The following is a 19,098-nucleotide window of genomic DNA, read 5'->3' on the forward strand; positions in this document are numbered from 1 at the left end:
CCTGCGATGAGGCCAGTGCAGATCACAAGGCAGGAAAGTGAATCCTGAACGCCGCCCCACCCAACGCTGAATCCCCCAACGTCAACCGCGCGTGATAGCTTTCGATGATGTCCTTGACCACCGCCAGCCCGATCCCCTGCCCCGGGTGCTGGCGATCTAGCCGTTCGCCGCGCTGCAGGATCCGTGCACGCTGGTCCGGTGGTACGCCGGGGCCGTCGTCTTCGATACACAGCTCAATGCCATCGAGGTTTTCCACCAGGCTGATACGCACTTGCTTGAGGCACAGGCGGTAGGCGTTTTCCAGCAGGTTGCCGAGCATTTCGAGCAACGCGCCCTTCTCGATGGGCACTTCGCAGGCCTGCGGTAAATCGAAGGTCACGGTGACCCGCTTGTCGCGGTAAACTTTTTCCAATGTATCGCACAGGCTTTGCACCACCGGTTCCAGGCGGACCTGGTGGCGCACCAGGCCACTTTTACGCAGGCTGGCACGCTGCAGTTGGTAACCGATCTGCTGGCTCATGCGTTCGATTTGCGATTGCAGCACCCACGCCTGGCTACGTTCTTCAGGCCGCTGGGCCATGTCTTCGCTCACGCCCTGCAACACCGCCAGTGGCGTTTTCAGGCTGTGAGCCAAGTCATCAAGAGAATCGCGGTAGCGCGCACGCTGTTCGCGCTCGCTGTGCAGCAAGCGGTTCAGGGAGCCAGTCAGGCGCAGCAGCTCACGGGGGTGTTCTTCGCTGAGGCTTTCGCGGGTGCCGCCTTCGATCTGGTCGAGCTCATGGCTCAGGCGCCGCAGGGCTTGCAGGCCCCAGGTCAGGCCCAGCCACAACAGCGTCAACAGCACCAGCAACGCCGCGCCGAACCCGAGGTAGAGGTTCTCACGCAGGCCTTCGAGGGTCAGTTGGTATTCGCGCACCGGCTGCAAGGCGACAATGCTGAACGCCGCGCTCTTGCCTCCCAGTAGGCGCACCTCGACGTCATACACGAAGAATTCCTGGCCATTGGCCTCGCGAATCCGCGCAAATTCGTTGCCGCGCCCGTCATAGCGCGGTTTGTAGTTGATGTTTTCTTCCTGGGTCGCCCGCGAGCGCCATACCAGATGGCCTTCACGGTCGTAGATATAACCCAGCAGCCGACTGTCGGTGAGGTTGAAACGCTCATCGGGCAGCTGCGCCGGCATCAGCAGGCGGTTATTGTCGACCCGCGCCGCAGATATCAGGGTGGTCACATCCGACGCCAGGCGCTGTTCGATGGAATCCTGCAACGCCAGGCTGAACGCGCCTTGCATGGCCGGCAACAGGCCGAGCATAAACAGCACGGCCAGGGTGGCGGCCGCCAGCATCAGGCGCACACGTAGCGAACGAATCAACGGCAGCGCTCATTGAACAGGTAGCCCAGGCCACGCACGGTGTCGATCGGCTTGAACCCGGCCGGGCCTTCCAGCTTGCGGCGCAGGCGGCCGACCAGCACTTCGATCACGTTTGGATCGCGCTCGTCGTCATCCGGGTACAGTTGCTCCATCAAACGGTCTTTGGCGACCACTTGTTGATGATGACGCATCAAGTATTCGAGGATCCGATACTCGTAGGCGGTCAGCGCCAAGGGTTGCTCGTCCAGGGAGGCTTGCTTGCGGTTGAGGTCCAGCAGCAGCGGCCCGGCAACGATAGTCGACTGGGTAAAACCGCTGGAGCGGCGCAGCAAGGCGTTCATGCGTGCCTCCAGCTCTTCGAACTGGAACGGCTTGACCACGTAGTCGTCGGCCCCGGCCGCCAAGCCTTCAACCTTGTCCTGCCAGTTGCCGCGGGCGGTGAGGATCAGGATCGGGAAGGTCTTGGTCTGGGTGCGCAACTGGCGAATCAGGTCCAGGCCGCCCATGCCGGGCAGGCCAAGGTCGATGATCGCCAGGTCATGGTTGAACTGGCCGGTCTGGTACAGGGCTTCTTCGGCATTGGCCACGGCTTCGACCACGTGCCCGCTGTCGGTCAGGCGGGTAAACAGGTGATGACGCAGCAGCGCCTCATCTTCCACCACCAGCAATTTCATAAGGTTCTCCACTGCAATTCAACTAGCCGACAGGGGGATATCATAGCGGCCCTGCAGCTCTTGGGGGCGCAGTTTTATGCCATTGTAATGGCCAGTCAGGTGCGCGTAGCCGCTGCGATAGTCGGGTTGCGCAGGGGTAGCGCCCAGGGCCTGGCCCCACGGCGCGGCCTGGGTGCCGGCGTCTTCGAAGCTGACACGATGGATCAGGTTGCTGGATTTCTTGGTTTTCTCGCTGCCAAAGGCCGCAAAGGCGCCATCGGACGCCTGCACGCCGGCAGTGGCGCCGAGCATGGTCAAGGCCAACATCAGCTTTTTGATCGCAGTCATGGTGGTTACCTCATACGCATTTAGGCTGTGGGGCCCAGACTACGCAGGCGCCCCTGAACTCCCCCTGAACAGGCTCTGAACCGCATCGGGCTATCCACTGACGCACCAACTCGGCAAAATACCGCGCATGACGCCCCTACCCGCTTGCTGCACCCCACTCGATGATCATTGGCCGTTGCCGGTTTCTTTGCCGGGCACGGTGTTTTTGAGCACGCGATTCGACCCGGCTTTATTGAGCCACGGCGATTTCCAGCGCTGCGATGTGCCGCCGCCCGCGAGCATCCAACGCTCGGTCGCCAAGCGCCAGGCGGAATTTCTCGCCGGCCGCCTGTGCGCGCGCGAAGCGCTGCAACGACTCGATCATCTGCACTGCATCCCGGCCATCGGCGAAGACCGCGCCCCGGTCTGGCCAGGGCATATCAGTGGTTCCATCACCCACAGCACCGGGCACGCTGCGGCGATTGTCGGGCACAAGGCGCAATGGCGCGGGCTGGGCATGGACCTGGAGCATCTGCTGACGGTGGAACGGGCCGAACGCCTGGCCGGGGAAATTCTGACGGCCGATGAGCTCCAGCGCATGGCCGCCCTGCCCCGTGAGCAACACGCCTTGCTGGTGACACTGACGTTTTCGGTGAAGGAAAGCTTGTTCAAGGCGCTCTATCCGATCGTGCACAAGCGCTTTTATTTCGAGCATGCCGAGGTGTTGGAGTGGTCAGCGGCTGGGAAGGTGCGCCTGCGGTTGCTGACCGATCTTTCGCAAGAATGGAAGCATGGCAAAGAGCTGGAAGGGCAGTTTGTGGTGGAGGGGGAGCAGTTGTTGAGCTTGGTGGCTATCGCAATGTAGGAGCGAGCTTGCTCGCGAAAAACTCACAGGCGCCGCGTTTATTCAGGCAGCACGCGTTATCGTTGAGGTTTTTCGCGAGCAAGCTCGCTCCTACAGTTAGGTTTTCAGGGTTTATCTTGATCCCTGGGCCAGCTCAGGCTGAAACACGCCCCACCCAGGTTATTGCTCTTGCTGATCAGCGCCCGCCCGCCGTGCCAATAGATAATCCGCCGCACGATCGACAAGCCCAGGCCATGCCCGCCAGAAGCGCGGGTACGGCTGTCATCCAAGCGCAGGAACGGCGTGAAGATCCGCTCCCAGGCGCTTTCCGGCACACCAGGGCCGTCGTCTTCCACATCGATGCGACAGCGCACCTGCCCCACCTGATAACTGATCAACACCTGGCCTCTGGCGTGGCGCATGGCGTTACTCACCAGATTTTGCAGGGCACGGTGCAAGTAGCGCGGTTCAGCGTCGACCCAGGCGTCATCCCAATGTGCCGAAGACAGGCAAATACCCCGAGTGACGGTGACCTGCGGGCGCAATGGCGATAATTCGCCAATCACCTGATCGAGCAATGCATCAAGGTCTACGCGCTGGAAATTCAGCTCCGGCGCACCCTGTTCCAAGCGCGCATAAGTGAGCATCTCGTCCACCAGGCCATCGAGGTCCTGGATATCGCCATCCATGCCTTCCAGGTATTTGCGCCGCGCCTCGGGCGTGGCGGCGTCACCGATCATCTCCAGGCCAAAACGCAGGCGCGCGACCGGTGTGCGCAACTCGTGGGAGACCGCGCGCACCAGCTCGCGCTGAATCGCCAGCAATTGCTGCAGGTGCTCGGCCATGCCATTGAAAGCTGCCGCCAGCCGCCCGACCGAGTCTGCACCGCGAGCGGGTACGCGCACTTCCAGGTTGCCCTTGGCGATACGCGTAGCCGCTGCCTCAAGGCCTTTGAGCCGACGCTCAAGTTGACGCACCAGCAAATAGACGATCAAGCCGATCAGAGTCAGGCCGATCAAGGTGATCAGGATCAGCCATTGCGCCGGGTACGGGTTCATCTGGTACAGCGGGCCGATCTCCAGTACCCACGGGGTGCCGACCATGCCGGCAAACACGCGAATCGAATCGCCGCCCTTGCCCAGCGCCATCACCGTATCGCCCTCCGCCACGCGACGACGCTGGTCGTCGTCCATGTCGGCCTGGTCAAGGGCCATCAGGTGCATTTCAAAACCAAAACCCTTGGCGTGTTTGATGTCGGCCAGGCGCTGGGGCTGTTCGGCCACCGGGAAACGTACCAGTTCGTCGGCCAGCAGGTAAATAGTCGCACGGGCCAATTGCTCGCTGATCTGCTGCACTTCGCCGGTGAGCACCAATTGCTCTTGCTCGCTGACCAACCGCAGCACCCGCGCCGCATGAGGCCCGGTCTGCTCAACCAGGACCTGGCCGCGTTGCAGGCGGTTGCGCTGGCCCAGGTCCAATTGCGCATCGGTGAACGTGCGCAACTCCAGCGGGATGCCCAGCAAGCGCTCCCACACCGCCAAGGCGCGCTGCCGTTCAATGGTGCTCATGGGTTGCAGGTTATCGCCCATCAACGCAAAGGTGCCGTGGGCCAGGCGCTCACGGTACTGGCCGCTGCGCACGTCATTAAGCAGGTGCAGTGCCAGAGCGCCGAGCAACGCCACCAGGATCAGCGCCGCGCACATGCCGCCGTAGATGCGCAGGAAGATCGAGTTCACAGCGGCATATCGGCAGCGGCTTCGGGGACGAACAGGTAGCCTTTGCTGCGGATGGTCTTGATCAGGCGTGGGTGGAGCGGATCGTCGCCGATCTTTGGCCGAATGCGCGAGATACGCACGTCAATGGAGCGATCCTGGCCGTCATAGCCGATACCACGCAGCGCTATGAAGATTTCTTCGCGGGACAGGATGCGCCCGGCGTTCGCAACCAGCAGCCACAGCAAGTCGAATTCAGCGCTGGTCAGTTCGATGCTGCTCTCATGCAACCAGGCTTCGCGCAAGGCATTGTCCACCACCAACGGACCAAACTGGAGGCGGCGCTGGTTTTCCACTGCAACGGGCAACACCGGTTCGCTGCGGCGCAGCAGCGCCTGGATACGTGCCAGCAACAAACGCGGGCGCACGGGTTTGCACACATAGTCGTCGGCGCCCATGTCCAAGCCCTGCACCTGGTCCATGTCGTCGGTGCGCGCGGTGAGCATCAGGATCACGCCGTCATAGCGCTCGCGCACCTTGCGGCAGATGGTCAGGCCGTCTTCGCCGGGCAGCATCAGGTCGAGGATCACCAGGTCGGGCTGTTCGGCGATGATGCGCGCCGTGGCCTTGGCACCATCGCTTTCCACCGACACACGCAGGCCGTTGCTTTCCAGGTACTCACGGGTCAACTCGGCGAGTCGCTCGTCGTCCTCGACGATCAGTATCTGCCAGGCTTCTTGCTCCATGCATTGTCCTCGTTTTTATAAGAAGTTCTTCTGGCCGACACGATCGAATGTGAAATACGGTCGGTGTGGGAGCTGGCTTGCCTGCGATGACGGTGGGTCAGCGCGCCTGTTGGCGGCTGATCCAACGCCATCGCAGGCAAGCCAGCTCCCACCTATTGATCTTCCGCAGGCATAGCCTGTTTGTCATGTTTTGAAGGCATAACAAAGGCCGATTGTAGCCATGCAACGGCCCTTGAACACAAGCCGCGAAATCCATTCGGTCATGGCGATTTTTTGTGGTAGGGTTCGCGCCCTCAAAATTCCCGCCGGCAGTTTCTAGCCGGGAATATTCGGTGACAAACGGTGTAATCCAGTAGTAATGCGGCCTACACGGGTGTTCCATGATTCATACACATTTTACCCACAGCGTTATCCACAGGTAGTGCGTTGCTAAGCCCCCAAAAACGCATTATCTTGTACCTCGGCGCTAAAAAAACCCTACATGTAGGGTTTTCAGCGAAAAGACCAAACACATATCAGACAAGAAACTCAAGCGCTTTCTTGCTCGCGTTTGGTTGAACCAAAGCATTTTTTGAAAGCCCAAACCGCGCACGCGGATGGCGGCCGTTTTCCAACCCGATTGGCAGAAAACGGTACGGGTGTTGCAGGGCTTGAATGGGGCCACTGTCACCCACCAGGAATACGGCGAAGGGCTCCCCGGCCCCGAACCAAAGACTTCGGCATGGAAGCGGCGCGATGAGCTCCCTTCCTCCTGTCCCGAAGTTGTTATGCCAGGCCCAGGCCTGCTGTAAGTGCTTCAGGACGGAACGGTGGGCACCGTGATGGTGCCCAAATAAATATAGAATGTGGAGACACCCCCTCATGCAAACCGACACAACTCGCGAGAACCCGCAGGGCTCCGTGCCGCAGGCCGCTGATTCGAACCTGGATCTGTCCGCCACTGCACCTGGCCAACTGCGCGTGATCAAGCGTAACGGCACTGTCGTTCCTTATACCGATGACAAAATCACCGTCGCCATCACCAAAGCGTTTCTTGCAGTTGAAGGCGGCACCGCTGCCGCTTCGTCGCGCATCCACGACACCGTTGCACGCCTGACCGAACAGGTCACCGCGACCTTCAAGCGTCGCATGCCATCGGGCGGCACTATCCACATCGAAGAAATCCAGGACCAGGTAGAACTGGCCCTGATGCGTGCCGGCGAGCAAAAAGTGGCCCGCGACTACGTGATCTACCGTGATTCGCGCGCCAAGGAGCGTGCCGTACGTTCCCCGGCCGAAGAAGCCGCCGTACAAGCGCACCCGTCGATCCGCATCACCCTGGCCGATGGCAGCTTTGCCCCGCTGGACCTGGGCCGCCTGAACACGATCATCACCGAGGCCTGCGAAGGCCTGGAAGAAGTCGACGGTGACCTGATCCAGCGCGAAACCCTGAAGAACCTGTACGACGGCGTAGCCCTGACCGACGTCAACACCGCCCTGGTAATGACCGCCCGTACCCTGGTCGAGCGTGAGCCGAACTACTCGTTCGTGACCGCCCGCCTGCTGATGGACACCCTGCGTGCCGAAGGCCTGGGCTTCCTGAAAGTCGCCGACAGCGCCACTCACCACGAGATGGCCGACCTGTACGCCAAGGCCCTGCCGGCCTACATCGCCAAAGGTATCGAATTCGAATTGCTGAACCCGATCCTGGCCACTTTCGACCTGGAAAAACTCGGCAAGGCGATCAACCACGAGCGTGACCAGCAGTTCACCTACCTGGGCCTGCAAACCCTGTACGACCGTTACTTCATCCACAAGGACGGTATCCGCTTCGAACTGCCGCAAGTGTTCTTCATGCGCGTGGCCATGGGCCTGGCGATCGAAGAGAAGAACAAAGAAGACCGTGCCATCGAGTTCTACAACCTGCTGTCGTCCTTCGACTACATGTCGTCGACCCCGACCCTGTTCAACGCCGGCACCCTGCGTCCACAGCTGTCGAGCTGCTACCTGACCACCGTGCCGGATGACCTGTCGGGCATCTACCACGCGATCCACGACAACGCCATGCTGTCCAAATTCGCCGGCGGCCTGGGCAACGACTGGACACCGGTGCGTGCACTGGGTTCGTACATCAAGGGCACCAACGGCAAGTCCCAGGGCGTCGTACCGTTCCTGAAAGTGGTAAACGACACCGCCGTTGCCGTGAACCAGGGTGGCAAGCGCAAAGGCGCTGTATGTGCCTACCTGGAAACCTGGCACATGGACATTGAAGAGTTCATCGAGCTGCGCAAGAACACCGGTGATGACCGTCGTCGTACCCACGACATGAACACCGCCAACTGGATCCCTGACCTGTTCATGAAGCGCGTCTTCGATGACGGCAAGTGGACCCTGTTCTCGCCATCCGAAGTCCCGGACCTGCACGACCTGACCGGCAAGGCCTTCGAAGAGCGCTACGAGTACTACGAAGCCCTCACCGAGTACCCAGGCAAGGTCAAGCTGTTCAAGACCATCCAGGCCAAAGACCTGTGGCGCAAAATGCTGTCCATGCTGTTCGAAACCGGCCACCCATGGTTGACCTTCAAGGACCCATGCAACCTGCGCAGCCCGCAGCAGCACGTGGGCGTGGTCCACAGCTCGAACCTGTGCACCGAGATCACCTTGAACACCAACAAGGACGAGATCGCCGTTTGCAACCTGGGCTCGATCAACCTGCCGAACCACATCGTCAACGGCAAGCTGGACACCGCCAAGCTGGAGCGTACCGTCAACACCGCCGTACGCATGCTCGATAACGTCATCGACATCAACTACTACTCGGTGCCACAGGCGCAGAACTCCAACTTCAAGCACCGTCCGGTTGGCCTGGGGATCATGGGCTTCCAGGACGCGTTGTACCTGCAGCACATCCCTTACGGTTCCGATGCAGCGGTCGAGTTCGCCGACAAGTCCATGGAAGCGGTCAGCTACTACGCGATCCAGGCTTCCTGCGACCTGGCCGACGAGCGCGGTGCCTACGAGACGTTCCAGGGTTCGCTGTGGTCCAAGGGCATCCTGCCGCTGGATTCGCAACAGATCCTGATCGAAGCCCGTGGCCAGAAGTACATCGACGTCGACCTGAACGAAACCCTGGACTGGGCCCCGGTACGTGCCCGTGTGCAGAAGGGTATTCGTAACTCCAACATCATGGCCATCGCACCGACCGCCACCATCGCGAACATCACTGGCGTGTCGCAGTCGATCGAACCGACCTACCAGAACCTGTATGTGAAATCGAACCTGTCGGGCGAATTCACCGTGATCAACCCGTACCTGGTTCGCGATCTGAAGGCCCGTGGCCTGTGGGACTCGGTCATGATCAACGACCTGAAGTACTACGACGGTTCCGTGCAGCAGATCGAGCGCATCCCGCAAGAACTCAAAGAGCTCTACGCGACCGCCTTCGAAGTGGACACCAAGTGGATCGTTGACGCCGCCAGCCGTCGTCAGAAGTGGATCGACCAGGCCCAGTCCCTGAACCTGTACATCGCCGGCGCTTCGGGCAAGAAGCTGGACGTGACCTACCGCATGGCGTGGTACCGTGGCCTGAAAACCACTTACTACCTCCGTGCGCTGGCCGCCACCAGCACCGAGAAGTCGACCATCAACACCGGCAAGCTGAACGCAGTGTCCAGCGGCAACCACGGTGATGACTCGGTACTCGCAGCGCCAGCCGGCCCGGCACCTGTGCCAAAGGCCTGCGCGATTGACGAGCCGGATTGCGAAGCTTGCCAATAAGCTGAACCTGCCCTGGGTTTAACCACCCGAGGCAGAAAAGCCCCCGATACACCTAGGGTGTATCGGGGGCTTTTTCTTGGGCGGGCATAAAGCCCTTGTTGCGGTATTGCTGTTCGGTCAATACCTGGATGGACAGCGTGAAGCAGATGCAAATGTGGGAGGGGGCTTGCTCCCGATAGGGTGTCAGTCAATGGATACTTGGCTGATACACCGCTATCGGGGGCAAGCCCCCTCCCACATTTTAAAGCGCTAACCTATCAGGTCATCTGAATGATGGTCTGCATGATGGTGCTTTGGGTGGAGATGGTCTTGGCGTTCGCCTGGTAGTTGCTCTGGGCCTTGATCAGGTCCACCAGCTCGTTGGTCAAGTTGACGTTGGAGTTCTCCAGGGAGCTGGCCTTGATCGACCCCAGAGTGCCAGATTCCGGTGCGTCGTAGCCCGGCTGGCCCGACGCGAAGGTCTCTTTCCAGGTCGTACCGCCGGCGGGCTGCAGGCCCTGCTCGTTGTTGAAGCTGGCCAGGGAAATCTGGCCGATGGCCTTGCTCTGCTGGTTACTGAAGGTGGCGAAGAGCACGCCGCTGCCATCGATCTTCAGGCCGGTGATCTGGCCGGTGGCGTAACCATCTGTGACCGGCGGGTTACGGTAGCTGGCCGAGTTGTACTGGGTGACGGTGCCCATGTTGATGGCGATGCCATCCTTGTTAGCCGTCGCATCGTTAGCTTTCCATACGCCATCGGTCACCGTGCCAGGTACCCAATCCTTGATGGTCAAGGTGTTACCGGCAACACCGCCGGTCACGATGCTCTTGAGGTTACCAGCACCATCGAAGCTCAACGTCGACGGCACAGGCGCCTTCACGTCAGCACCGGTACCGGTAGGAGCCGAACCATCAGGATTGCGGCCATCGATCAAGGTGTAGGCCTGCCACTGGTTGGCATCGGTTTTGACCAAGTACTGCACCATCGGGTGCGCATTGCCCTGGGAGTCGTACAAGGTGGTGCTGTATTGCGTGGTGAAGCTTTCGGACTTGGTTGGATCAAACGGGTTCTTGGACTGATCGATCACCGGCGACGAGGAGTTCAGGTTGCTGGAAGAGTCCACCTTGGTAGACGCCTTCGGCGGCAGGTTCGCCAGGTTCAGCTGCAGGTCAACCAGGCCGCCTTTGGTGATTTTGCCATTCTCGTCCGCGGCATAGCCTTGCAGGCGCGAGGTGCCGGTATTGTTGGTGATATAGCCGTCTTTGTCCGCACGGAAAGCACCGCTACGGGTGTATTCCAGCGAACCGTCGCTGCCCTTCTGCACGAAGAAGCCACCACCCTGGATCGCCATGTCGAGGATGCCGCCACTCCCGTTGACGTCGCCCTGGGTGAACTGCTGGGACACCGCCGCCAGGTTCACACCGTTGCCGATGCTGTTCTGGCCGGTGCCCAGCTTGGAGGCCGCGTAGATATCCGCGAATTCCGCACGGGATGACTTGAAGCCAGTGGTCGCGACGTTGGCGATGTTGTTGCCGGTCACGTCCAGTTGTTTGTTGGCCGCATAGAGGCCGCTAAGGCCGATGTTAAAAGACATGTTTCTCTCCTCTGCCGTATTTAGCCGGCTCTATGTACCGATAGTCTGAATTTGCGACAGCTTGACGCTGCCCATGCCGCCTGCAAGGTTGAGCAGCATTTCGCCGCCGGTCTTGCTCAGGGTCACGCTGGTGACCGTGGCTGGTAGCGAGGTGGTCAGGGCCACCGCGTCACCTTTGTCGTTCTTGGTGGAGGCATTGAAGGTGTAGGTGCCGGCTGGGGCGACCTCACCCTTGTCGTTCTTGCCGTCCCAGATAAAGCTCTGGCTGCCGGCACTCTGCGCGCCCATATCCACGGTGCGTACGACGTTGCCGTCCTTGTCGGTGATCTTGACGGACACGTTGCCCACCGCCGATGGCACCGCCACTGAACCGTTCATGCTCTTGCTGGTATCCACCATGGCTTTGTCGGTCTGGATAATGATCGACCGCCCCACCAGCGACGAAGCCTGCAGCGCTTGAGAAGAGCTGAAGTTGCTGGAGATGTTGTTCACCGAGTCGTTCAGGGTGTTGATGCCTTCCAGGCTGCTGAACTGGGCAAGCTGGGCCACGAACGCGCCGTTGTCCTGGGGCGACAGCGGGTTCTGGTTTTTCAGCTGGGTCACCAGCAACTGCAGGAATGCGTCCTTGCCCAGCGCCTGGTTACCCGTGGCCGCTTTGGAAACATTCGAGACATTGTTCGACGCGTCCTTGACCTTGGAGTTGAACAGGTCCTGGACAGCCGTGTTGTTTGACGTATCAACGATGGCCATTATTTGGCGCCCCTTATCACTGACCCAGGGTCAGGACCTTCTGCATCATGGTTTTGGCGGTGTTCATCATTTCCGCGTTGGTCTGGAACGAACGGCTGGCGGAAATCATGTCAGCCATTTCCTCGACCACGTTGACGTTGGGGTAGTAGACGTAACCCTTTTCGTTCGCGGCAGGATGGTTGGGCTCGTAACGGGCCTCCAGGTTGCTCTGGTCTTCGACGACGCCCAACACCTGCACGCCGGAGCCAGCTGCGTCCTGATTCTGGAACAGCGACTCGCTGCCGCCTGCCTGGCCACCCTGGAACATGGTGGCGAATACCGGATGGCGGGCGCGATAGGTCTGGTCAATGCTCGAGGAGACGGTCTCGGCGTTGGCGATGTTACTGGCGACGGTGTTCAAACGCGTGGTCTGCGCGCTCATGCCACTGCCGGCAATATTGAAAACACTGGACAGGGACATGGCTTACTCTCCGCGCAGGGCTGACATCAGCCCTTTGAATTTGCTGTTGAGCAGAGTGAAGCTGGCTTGGAAGTTCACCGAGTTTTCGGCGTAGTTCGATTGCTCCAGCTGGGCGTCAACGGTGTTCTGGTCGATCGACGGCTGCATCGGCGTGCGATACAGCAGCGACTCGTCACCATTGCCCAGGCCTTGCGCTTCGATATGACGGCTATTGGTCATGTTCAAGGCGAAGGTGCCGTTCTTGGTCTTGTCCTGTTGTGCGGCGAGCACGGCGGAGAAGTCCAGGTCCCGAGCTTTGTAGTTCGGGGTGTCGGCGTTGGCGATGTTGTTGGCCAGGACTTCGGCACGCTGGGCGCGGAAGCCCAGGGCTTGTTCGTGGATACCGAGCGCTTTATCGAAGCTGATGCTCATGGCGGAAACCTTTAGGCTGACCTGCTGTTCGTTAGCAGGGTTATAGCAAGGTGTATGCCAAACTTGCGAAAGCCCCGTATATTAAGGGTTTCGAGGGGAGTTGCCGGCGACTATGCCAGAAAAGCGGCAAGCGATTTCCGCGTAGTGCCAGTAAAGCGGCAATGGGCAGTTGCCGCTTTACGCCAGCTTGCCGAGAAAACAAATGTGGGAGCTGGCTTGCCTGCGATGGCCGAGTGCCTGCCGACCTATTCGTCGACTGACAAAACGCTATCGCGGGCAAGCCCGGCTCCCACAGTTTTATTGCCTATACCCGGCCTACTTGGCCTGATAGATGATTCCCGGGCTGCACTGCACCATCTGGAAGTGATCCGGCAGGCCGTTCAATGCCTCGGAGGCACCGAGGAACAGATAACCTCCACGCTTGAGCGTGCCATGGATACGCAACAGGATGTCTTTCTTCACTTCAGCGGAGAAATAGATCAGCACGTTGCGGCAAAACACCATGTCGAACTTGCCCAGGCTGGCATAGCTGTCGAGCAGGTTGAACGAGCGGAATTCGACGCGGTTCTTGATCGGCGCCTTGATCGCCCAACGCCCCGCCCCTTTGGGATCGAAGTAACGTTGAAGGCGCTCCTGGGACAAGCCTCGGCCCAACGCCAGGCTGTCGTACTCACCGGTCTTGCAGTTGGTGAGCATAGTGCCGGACAAGTCCGTGGCCACAATTTGCGCGCCGGCTTTCAACTGGCCCATGTTGGTCCGCTCGAACTCGTCGATGGACATCGAGATCGAGTACGGTTCCTGCCCCGAGGAACAGGCCGCCGACCAGATGCGCAGGCGCTGGCCCGGGCTGGCCTTGATGGCTTCCGGCAAGACTTTGTTCTTGAGCACTTCAAAGGGATAGGTATCGCGAAACCACAAGGTTTCGTTGGTAGTCATGGCATCGACCACCATTTCCTTGAGCCCACTGCGCGGCTGCCCCTGGATCCGCTGGACCAACTCACCCAGGGACTTGATGCCCTGCTGTTCCATCAGCTTGTTGAGACGGCTGGATACCAGGTACTGCTTGTTTTCACCGAGCAATATGCCACAGGCTTTTTCCAGGAAGACCCGGAACTGTTCGAAATCCAAATTACCCGTAGACAATGATGCCGCCTCTTAAATCGTGTGACCGCCAGGGGAAATCCCCTAGCCGTGATCTGCTGCCTTGATCCGGTCGACTACCCGGGATGCGAGGTCATCAGGACGGAACTTGGCCAGAAAGTCATCCGCACCGACCTTCTTGACCATTGCCTGATTGAATACCCCCGACAACGAAGTATGCAGGATGATATGCAACTTTTGCATGCGTGGATCGTTACGTATTTCGGCCGTGAGCGTGTAGCCATCCATTTCCGGCATCTCGATGTCAGAGATCATCATCAAGAATTCTTCTTCAGGCCTCTTGCCTTCGTCTGCCAGCTTGCGCAGGTAATCCAAGGCCTGGCGGCCATCATTGAGCGCTACCACCTCAACCCCGACCGTTTGCAGGCAACGCGTGACCTGCTTGCGCGCTACAGAAGAGTCGTCCACGGTCAACACACGCAGCGAAACCGCCTTGTGTGCCGTTTCGGCATCCACCACCCCGACGGAAATGGTTTCCGAGGTGGGGGCCACTTCGGCGAGGATCTTCTCCACGTCGATGATTTCCACCAACTGGTTATCGACCCGCGTCACCGCCGTCAGGTAGTGATCGCGCCCCGTGCCCTTGGGCGGCGGATGGATTTCTTCCCAGTTCATATTGACGATGCGCTCCACCGAGCGCACCAGGAAACCCTGGGTCTTGGTGTTGTATTCGGTGATGATCACGAAGGGGTTCTGGCGGTCTTGCAAACCCGCGGCCCCCGTGGCCATGGCCAGGTCAAGAATCGGAATGGTCGCGCCACGGATGTTGGCCACGCCGCACACCACTGGACTGGACTTGGGCATGATCGTCAACTTGGGACATTGCAGCACTTCACGCACTTTAAACACGTTGATGCCATACAACTGTTTGCCATCCAGGCGGAAAAGCAACAACTCCAGGCGATTCTGCCCTACCAGCTGTGTGCGCTGGTTTACTGAATCCATTACACCTGCCATGCCCAGACTCCTAAATCCTAGGGGTACGACGCGTACCCAACACTAAACGGCACGAGCTTTGCTATTTACTGAGTATGGATATTAAAACGACAGTTTCCCGACACCCTGGCCGCTCACGCTACCGTAGACTGCTCTGCGCCGCGATGGCACTGCTTGTCTCGGGCCTGGGCGTCACGGCCCGTGCCGACAACGTCACCCTGCCTGATCTACTTATCGGCGTCACCCAAGGCTTTCTTGAGTTCACTGTAGAAGATTATCTGGCGACTACCCAGACGCCGGGGCGTTATGAAATTCAGGTCAACCAGTTGGACCCTCGCTTGCGCATGCCAATGTGCGACAAGGAATTGACAGCCACTCTGGAAAGCCCCGCCCAGCCCATCGGTCGTGTGACCGTAAAGGTACGCTGTGAGGGCGCCTCGCCCTGGACGGTTTTCGTACCAGCTCAGGTCAAGCTGTATCGCGATGTGGTGGTAGTGGCGCGACCGTTGAAGCGCACGGGCATCATCGGCTACGACGACGTGGCGTTGCGCGAGCGGGATATCAGCTTGATCAACCAGGGCTACCTGACGTCGCTGGACCAGGCCGTCGGGCAGAAACTCACGCGGCCAGTGGTCACCGACCAAGTCCTCACGCTGGTTCATCTGGAACAGGCCGAGGTGATTCGCAAGGGTGACCAGGTGGTAATTTCCGCCAGCAGCGGCGGCCTGAACGTCAGGATGCCGGGCGAGGCGCTGTCAAATGGCGGCATGAGCGAACAGATCCGCGTCAAGAACCTCAACTCCAATCGCGTGATCAAGGCGCGGGTCACGGCACCAGGCCAGGTCGAGGTGGCGCTATAGATGACTGGAATCAAATGCCAGCTTTTCCTACACTGTGTGCTGGATATTGAGCCGTACAGGTTTATTGTCAATCGAGCCTAAAGTTTGCCCGGGTATGGCCGAAAACATGGCAAGCGTCCAAATACCCAGAGGTTTTTCAACATGGTCATTGATTTCAGTCGTTTGAATAACGCCCCGGCTTTGCCCGGCAATACGCGCACCGGCGGTACCAAGGACAGCGTAGAGGCCAAGCAGCAGCCCTTGCCTGCCAAAGCAGAACAGGCCGCCGCCAGCCAGAGTGGGGAATCGGTACACCTGAGCAATGAGGCTCAACAGTTGCAGAAGGTCACTGACTCGCTGCGCGATCAACCCGTCGTCAATAAAGCCCGCGTGGCCGAGTTGAAACAGGCTATCGCCGATGGCAGCTATAAAGTCGACAGCAACCGTGTAGCCAGCAAGCTGCTCAACTTCGAAGCCGAGCGCTAGGCAAAAGCCTGCGCAGGGCTTTTGGACGCTTAAAACCCAAGGCCAGCCATGCACCACGACGAACATTTGCTCCAACTGATCATTGATGATCTGGCGCCGACGCAACAATTGCTCGAGCTGCTCAAGGAAGAATCACTGGCCTTGTACGGCCGGGATATGCCCTTGCTGGAAGAAATCCTGGCGCGCAAACAGTCCCTGATTGTCTTGCTCGAACAGCACGGCAAAAAACGCAGCGAGATTCTGATCAGCCTGGGCCTGCCCGCCGATCATGATGGCCTGGCACAACTGGCCAGCCACTCCTCAGTCGGCGATCAACTGCTGGCACAAAGCAAAGAACTCAATCATTTGCTCGCCCAGTGCCAGGAAGCCAACCTGCTCAACGGCCAGTCGATCCAGCTTCAGCAAGCCACCACCGCCAATCAGTTGCGCATACTGCACGGCGGAGAACCTCCGGCCCTGTATAACGCCCAAGGCTCCACCTCACGCCTGATCAAACCAAGCACCCGCAGCCAAGCCTGACGCCGGTTTACAGCGCGACCTATTCAAGGCGCGCTACATACTGGCAAAATGCCGGTTCTTGCGTGTAGTCGTATTTTGCCTGGAGATGGAAGAACCGTGTTCAACGCCCTTAATGCGGAAGATGCACCGCAGCCACCCAAGGTGCTCACCACGCCTCTGGAAATCGCCAGCACGTTGCGGATGCTGCAAGAAAGCCATGACCCGCTGATCATCACTTTCCACGAACGTAGCCAGCGCTTCCAGAGCTACCTAGTGGACATCGACCGGGACAGCAAGACGCTGGTACTGGACGAAATGATTCCCCGCGACGGTGAACGCTATCTTGAGAATGGCGAAGCCTTCCGTATCGAAGGCTTCCATGAGGGCGTGCGGGTTGCCTGGGAAAGCAACGGCACCTTGACCATCAGCGAGAAAGGCGGCCACCGCATCTACAGCGGCAGCCTGCCCGGCGAAGTGGTTTACCACCAAAGACGCAATGCCTTCCGCGCCGCACTGAAACTCGCGCAATTGGTGGATATTCAGTTAGGTGGCGAGAAGCTCAAGGTGCCTGTCAGCGGTAAGCTGTTGGACATCTCGGCAACCGGCTGCAAATTGCGCTTTGAAGGCGACATCTCCGAGCGTCTGCAGTTAGGCCAGGTCTATGATCGCTTTATCGCTGCCCTGCCCTTCGGCAGCATGACCACCTCTGTGGAACTGCGCTATCTGCACTTCGAAGACAAGATCAACACCACCTTTGCCGGCGTGCGCTTTCATAACATGAGTGGCTTGGTGCAGCGACAAGTGGAACGCTTTGTCTACCAATTACAGCGTGAAGCTCGGCGCTTCGATAAAGACGACGATCTCTAAGCGTTAGACGCTGAGATAAAAAAACGGGCAGATCCTGATGGGATCTGCCCGTTTTTTCGTTCAGGGGCGTGCCCTGCTTAAGTCATGGGGATGTTCGTCCGGGTCTGGTGGCTCGTGCGGCTCTTCGCTCGTCGGCTCATCGGTTTCAGGGGCAGGCTCTGGATCGGGCACAGTGACTTGCATCTGATCCTGTACCACCTGCTCATCCACCCGCGGGTCAAGGGCAGCCACCAAAGGCGAACTGGACATGCTGTCGGGCATCGCCACGTGATGCAGCGGCGCGTCATCGACCTGATGCAGGTTGGTCACCGCCTTGGGGCGAATGCGCCACACCAGGATCAATGCACACAGGCTGAAAAACGCATAGAGCATCTGGCTGCCGAATAGCTTCATTACCACACCGGCCAACAGCGGCCCCACGCTGGCGCCGATCCCGTAGGTCACCAGCAACATGGCCGTCAGCGATACCCGACGATCGCCTTCCACATGGTCGTTGGAAAAGGCCACTGCCAAAGGGTAAAGGCAGAACTGCACCAGCGAACAGAAGAAGCCCGCCACGAACAACACTTCCAGCGGAACCTGCGTCATGATTGCCAACGGCAAGGCCGTCACCGCCAGGCACAAGGCGAAGCAGCGAATCAGCAGCGCGCGGTCATAGCGGTCCGACAACCAGCCCAGTGGCCACTGCACGACCAATCCAGCAAAAATGCAGCTCCCCATGAACAGGCCGACTTGCTCGGTCGTCAGGCCCTGCTGAGAGGCGTACAGCGGTGCCAAGCCGTAGAACGAACCGACGATCAACCCAGCGCCCAACACGGTGCTGAGCGACTGCGGCACGCGCTTGATAAAGAAGCGCGGCTCCATCGGGGCCGGGTGCAGTGGGGCCGGGTGAATGCGTCGAGTCATTGCCACCGGGACCAGGCACAGCGCAAAGCACAACGCCACGAGCATCAACAGCTCAAGCCCAAGATGAGGATGCATGACCAGGATCAGTTGGCCCAGCACCAACCCAAGGTAGGACGCAATCATGTAGCCGCTGAACACTACACCGCGCTGCTTGGCATCCGCCTGCTCGTTGAGCCAACTCTCGATGACCATGTACTGGCACATCATCCCCAGGCCCACGATCATCCGCAGCACGATCCAGGCTGGCAGCCAATCAATCAAACCGTGCCCCAGCACCGCTGCACCGACGATGCCCGCGCAGGTGGCGTAGGCGCGAATATGCCCGACCCGGGCGATGAGGCGGTGTCCGAGCTTGCCGCCCAGCACCAAGCCAAAATAGTTGGCGGCCATTAGCGCACCGACCCACAGGCTGTCGACATTGTCTGCTGCCAGACGCAAAGCCAGATAAGTACTAAGTAGGCCGGAGCCGATCAGCATCATCAAAGAGGCGAAATAAAGGGCTCGAAAAGATTTCCAGATCTGGCGCATCGGCGTTCCGAGCGGCTCCTTGCGGTGAGGGGTAGGGCTATCAGCATGATAGTCCGGGGCGGTTGGATCCGGACAGGCAGCAGGGCCTGTTCCCGGCGATTATTTTGTTTCACAGCTCAGACGCTACGTGGGTGTCTGCGAGGTACATAACCGTGGAGATAAATACATGGCGCACCACCTGTGAACCTTGATAACACGCAAGGTTCGACTGGTATTCGGGTATCTGTACAAAAGGTTTCAATGGAACGCTATGCAGGCTTTGGAAGTTGGCGTGC

18 protein-coding genes are annotated in these 19,098 nt (G+C 59.4%); 6 read left to right on the forward strand and 12 right to left on the reverse strand.

Translation table 11 applies throughout. The annotated features are described in order from the left end of the window. Positions 1–22: 22 nt before the first annotated feature. From APH41_RS25220 to APH41_RS25230, 3 genes are read right to left on the reverse strand one after another with little or no spacing between them, the layout of a single operon-like run. Positions 23–1,369, reverse strand: coding sequence for an ATP-binding protein (locus APH41_RS25220; protein ID WP_019817208.1), 1,347 nt, complete (start codon positions 1,367–1,369; stop codon positions 23–25). Then, a complete protein-coding gene (locus APH41_RS25225; RefSeq protein ID WP_003193559.1) occupies positions 1,366–2,043 on the reverse strand; it encodes a response regulator in 678 nt (225 codons plus the stop codon). The genes APH41_RS25220 and APH41_RS25225 overlap by 4 nt, the downstream gene beginning before the upstream one ends. 18 nt (positions 2,044–2,061) lie before the next feature. Then, positions 2,062–2,370 (reverse strand): hypothetical protein, encoded by a 309-nt coding sequence (locus APH41_RS25230; RefSeq protein WP_003193560.1) that lies wholly within the window; start codon positions 2,368–2,370, stop codon positions 2,062–2,064. A 127-nt stretch (positions 2,371–2,497) separates the two neighbouring features. On the opposite strand from APH41_RS25230, the gene APH41_RS25235 reads away from it, so the two are divergent. Further along, positions 2,498–3,214, forward strand: coding sequence for a 4'-phosphopantetheinyl transferase (locus APH41_RS25235; protein WP_054922151.1), 717 nt, complete (start codon positions 2,498–2,500; stop codon positions 3,212–3,214). A gap of 104 nt (positions 3,215–3,318) precedes the next feature. Here the strand turns inward: APH41_RS25235 and APH41_RS25240 are convergent, their stop codons facing one another. Both APH41_RS25240 and APH41_RS25245 read right to left on the reverse strand, forming a co-directional pair. Further along, positions 3,319–4,929, reverse strand: coding sequence for an ATP-binding protein (locus APH41_RS25240; RefSeq protein WP_054922153.1), 1,611 nt, complete (start codon positions 4,927–4,929; stop codon positions 3,319–3,321). After that, entirely contained in the window at positions 4,926–5,651 is a 726-nt protein-coding gene (locus tag APH41_RS25245; RefSeq protein ID WP_054922155.1) for a response regulator, read from the reverse strand. Before APH41_RS25245 ends, APH41_RS25240 begins: the two co-directional genes overlap by 4 nt. An 861-nt stretch (positions 5,652–6,512) precedes the next feature. Between APH41_RS25245 and APH41_RS25255 the strand changes: the two genes are divergently transcribed. Continuing rightward, positions 6,513–9,407: a ribonucleoside-diphosphate reductase subunit alpha gene (locus tag APH41_RS25255; protein WP_032879843.1), complete on the forward strand. Its 2,895-nt coding sequence runs from the start codon at positions 6,513–6,515 to the stop codon at positions 9,405–9,407. Positions 9,408–9,664: 257 nt separating this feature from the next. On the opposite strand, the gene flgE is transcribed toward APH41_RS25255, so the two are convergent. From flgE to APH41_RS25285, 6 genes are all read right to left on the reverse strand, one after another. Further along, positions 9,665–10,981 carry a flagellar hook protein FlgE gene (flgE, locus tag APH41_RS25260; protein WP_054922158.1) on the reverse strand — a complete coding sequence of 439 codons (1,317 nt, stop codon included), beginning with the start codon at positions 10,979–10,981 and terminating at the stop codon, positions 9,665–9,667. 30 nt (positions 10,982–11,011) lie between these two features. Continuing rightward, positions 11,012–11,731, reverse strand: a complete 720-nt coding sequence (gene flgD, locus APH41_RS25265; RefSeq protein WP_034128455.1) for a flagellar hook assembly protein FlgD — start codon at positions 11,729–11,731, stop codon at positions 11,012–11,014. A 16-nt stretch (positions 11,732–11,747) separates the two neighbouring features. Then, positions 11,748–12,191, reverse strand: coding sequence for a flagellar basal body rod protein FlgC (gene flgC / locus APH41_RS25270; protein WP_032895649.1), 444 nt, complete (start codon positions 12,189–12,191; stop codon positions 11,748–11,750). Between the two features lie 3 nt (positions 12,192–12,194). After that, on the reverse strand, positions 12,195–12,602 hold the full coding sequence (gene flgB / locus APH41_RS25275; RefSeq protein WP_034120825.1) for a flagellar basal body rod protein FlgB: 408 nt from the start codon (positions 12,600–12,602) through the stop codon (positions 12,195–12,197). A 315-nt stretch (positions 12,603–12,917) separates the two neighbouring features. Next, positions 12,918–13,745, reverse strand: coding sequence for a protein-glutamate O-methyltransferase CheR (gene cheR / locus APH41_RS25280; protein WP_014719581.1), 828 nt, complete (start codon positions 13,743–13,745; stop codon positions 12,918–12,920). Positions 13,746–13,787: 42 nt separating this feature from the next. After that, the gene (locus tag APH41_RS25285) at positions 13,788–14,720 is read right to left on the reverse strand and encodes a chemotaxis protein CheV (RefSeq protein WP_034128456.1); all 933 of its coding nucleotides are present in this window, start codon (positions 14,718–14,720) and stop codon (positions 13,788–13,790) included. Between the two features lie 74 nt (positions 14,721–14,794). On the opposite strand from APH41_RS25285, the gene flgA reads away from it, so the two are divergent. The 4 genes from flgA (at position 14,795) to APH41_RS25305 (ending at position 17,389) form a co-directional block, all read left to right on the forward strand. Beyond that, complete coding sequence (gene flgA, locus APH41_RS25290; RefSeq protein ID WP_054922160.1) at positions 14,795–15,559, forward strand: flagellar basal body P-ring formation chaperone FlgA; 765 nt, start codon at positions 14,795–14,797, stop codon at positions 15,557–15,559. Between the two features lie 141 nt (positions 15,560–15,700). Further along, positions 15,701–16,024, forward strand: coding sequence for a flagellar biosynthesis anti-sigma factor FlgM (gene flgM / locus APH41_RS25295; protein ID WP_054922163.1), 324 nt, complete (start codon positions 15,701–15,703; stop codon positions 16,022–16,024). A 48-nt stretch (positions 16,025–16,072) separates the two neighbouring features. After that, positions 16,073–16,543, forward strand: a complete 471-nt coding sequence (locus APH41_RS25300) for a flagella synthesis protein FlgN (protein WP_034128459.1) — start codon at positions 16,073–16,075, stop codon at positions 16,541–16,543. Between the two features lie 96 nt (positions 16,544–16,639). Further along, positions 16,640–17,389 (forward strand): flagellar brake protein, encoded by a 750-nt coding sequence (locus APH41_RS25305; protein ID WP_054922165.1) that lies wholly within the window; start codon positions 16,640–16,642, stop codon positions 17,387–17,389. A 60-nt stretch (positions 17,390–17,449) separates the two neighbouring features. Here APH41_RS25305 and APH41_RS25310 read toward each other — a convergent pair whose 3' ends face one another. Further along, positions 17,450–18,823, reverse strand: coding sequence for an MFS transporter (locus APH41_RS25310; protein ID WP_054922167.1), 1,374 nt, complete (start codon positions 18,821–18,823; stop codon positions 17,450–17,452). Between the last annotated feature and the right edge of the window lie 275 nt (positions 18,824–19,098).

It is taken from the genome of Pseudomonas sp. NBRC 111138 (assembly GCF_001320835.1).
Lineage (GTDB): Bacteria > Pseudomonadota > Gammaproteobacteria > Pseudomonadales > Pseudomonadaceae > Aquipseudomonas > Aquipseudomonas paracarnis.

Coding starts and splice junctions, on each gene's coding strand:
- APH41_RS25225 (WP_003193559.1), bottom strand. CDS start 2,043: ATGAAATTGCTGGTGGTGGAAGATGAGGCGCTGCTGCGTCATCACCTG.
- APH41_RS25230 (WP_003193560.1), bottom strand. CDS start 2,370: ATGACTGCGATCAAAAAGCTGATGTTGGCCTTGACCATGCTCGGCGCC.
- APH41_RS25235 (WP_054922151.1), top strand. CDS start 2,498: ATGACGCCCCTACCCGCTTGCTGCACCCCACTCGATGATCATTGGCCG.
- APH41_RS25245 (WP_054922155.1), bottom strand. CDS start 5,651: ATGGAGCAAGAAGCCTGGCAGATACTGATCGTCGAGGACGACGAGCGA.
- APH41_RS25255 (WP_032879843.1), top strand. CDS start 6,513: ATGCAAACCGACACAACTCGCGAGAACCCGCAGGGCTCCGTGCCGCAG.
- flgE (WP_054922158.1), bottom strand. CDS start 10,981: ATGTCTTTTAACATCGGCCTTAGCGGCCTCTATGCGGCCAACAAACAA.
- flgD (WP_034128455.1), bottom strand. CDS start 11,731: ATGGCCATCGTTGATACGTCAAACAACACGGCTGTCCAGGACCTGTTC.
- flgC (WP_032895649.1), bottom strand. CDS start 12,191: ATGTCCCTGTCCAGTGTTTTCAATATTGCCGGCAGTGGCATGAGCGCG.
- flgB (WP_034120825.1), bottom strand. CDS start 12,602: ATGAGCATCAGCTTCGATAAAGCGCTCGGTATCCACGAACAAGCCCTG.
- APH41_RS25285 (WP_034128456.1), bottom strand. CDS start 14,720: ATGGCAGGTGTAATGGATTCAGTAAACCAGCGCACACAGCTGGTAGGG.
- flgA (WP_054922160.1), top strand. CDS start 14,795: ATGGATATTAAAACGACAGTTTCCCGACACCCTGGCCGCTCACGCTAC.
- flgM (WP_054922163.1), top strand. CDS start 15,701: ATGGTCATTGATTTCAGTCGTTTGAATAACGCCCCGGCTTTGCCCGGC.
- APH41_RS25300 (WP_034128459.1), top strand. CDS start 16,073: ATGCACCACGACGAACATTTGCTCCAACTGATCATTGATGATCTGGCG.
- APH41_RS25310 (WP_054922167.1), bottom strand. CDS start 18,823: ATGCGCCAGATCTGGAAATCTTTTCGAGCCCTTTATTTCGCCTCTTTG.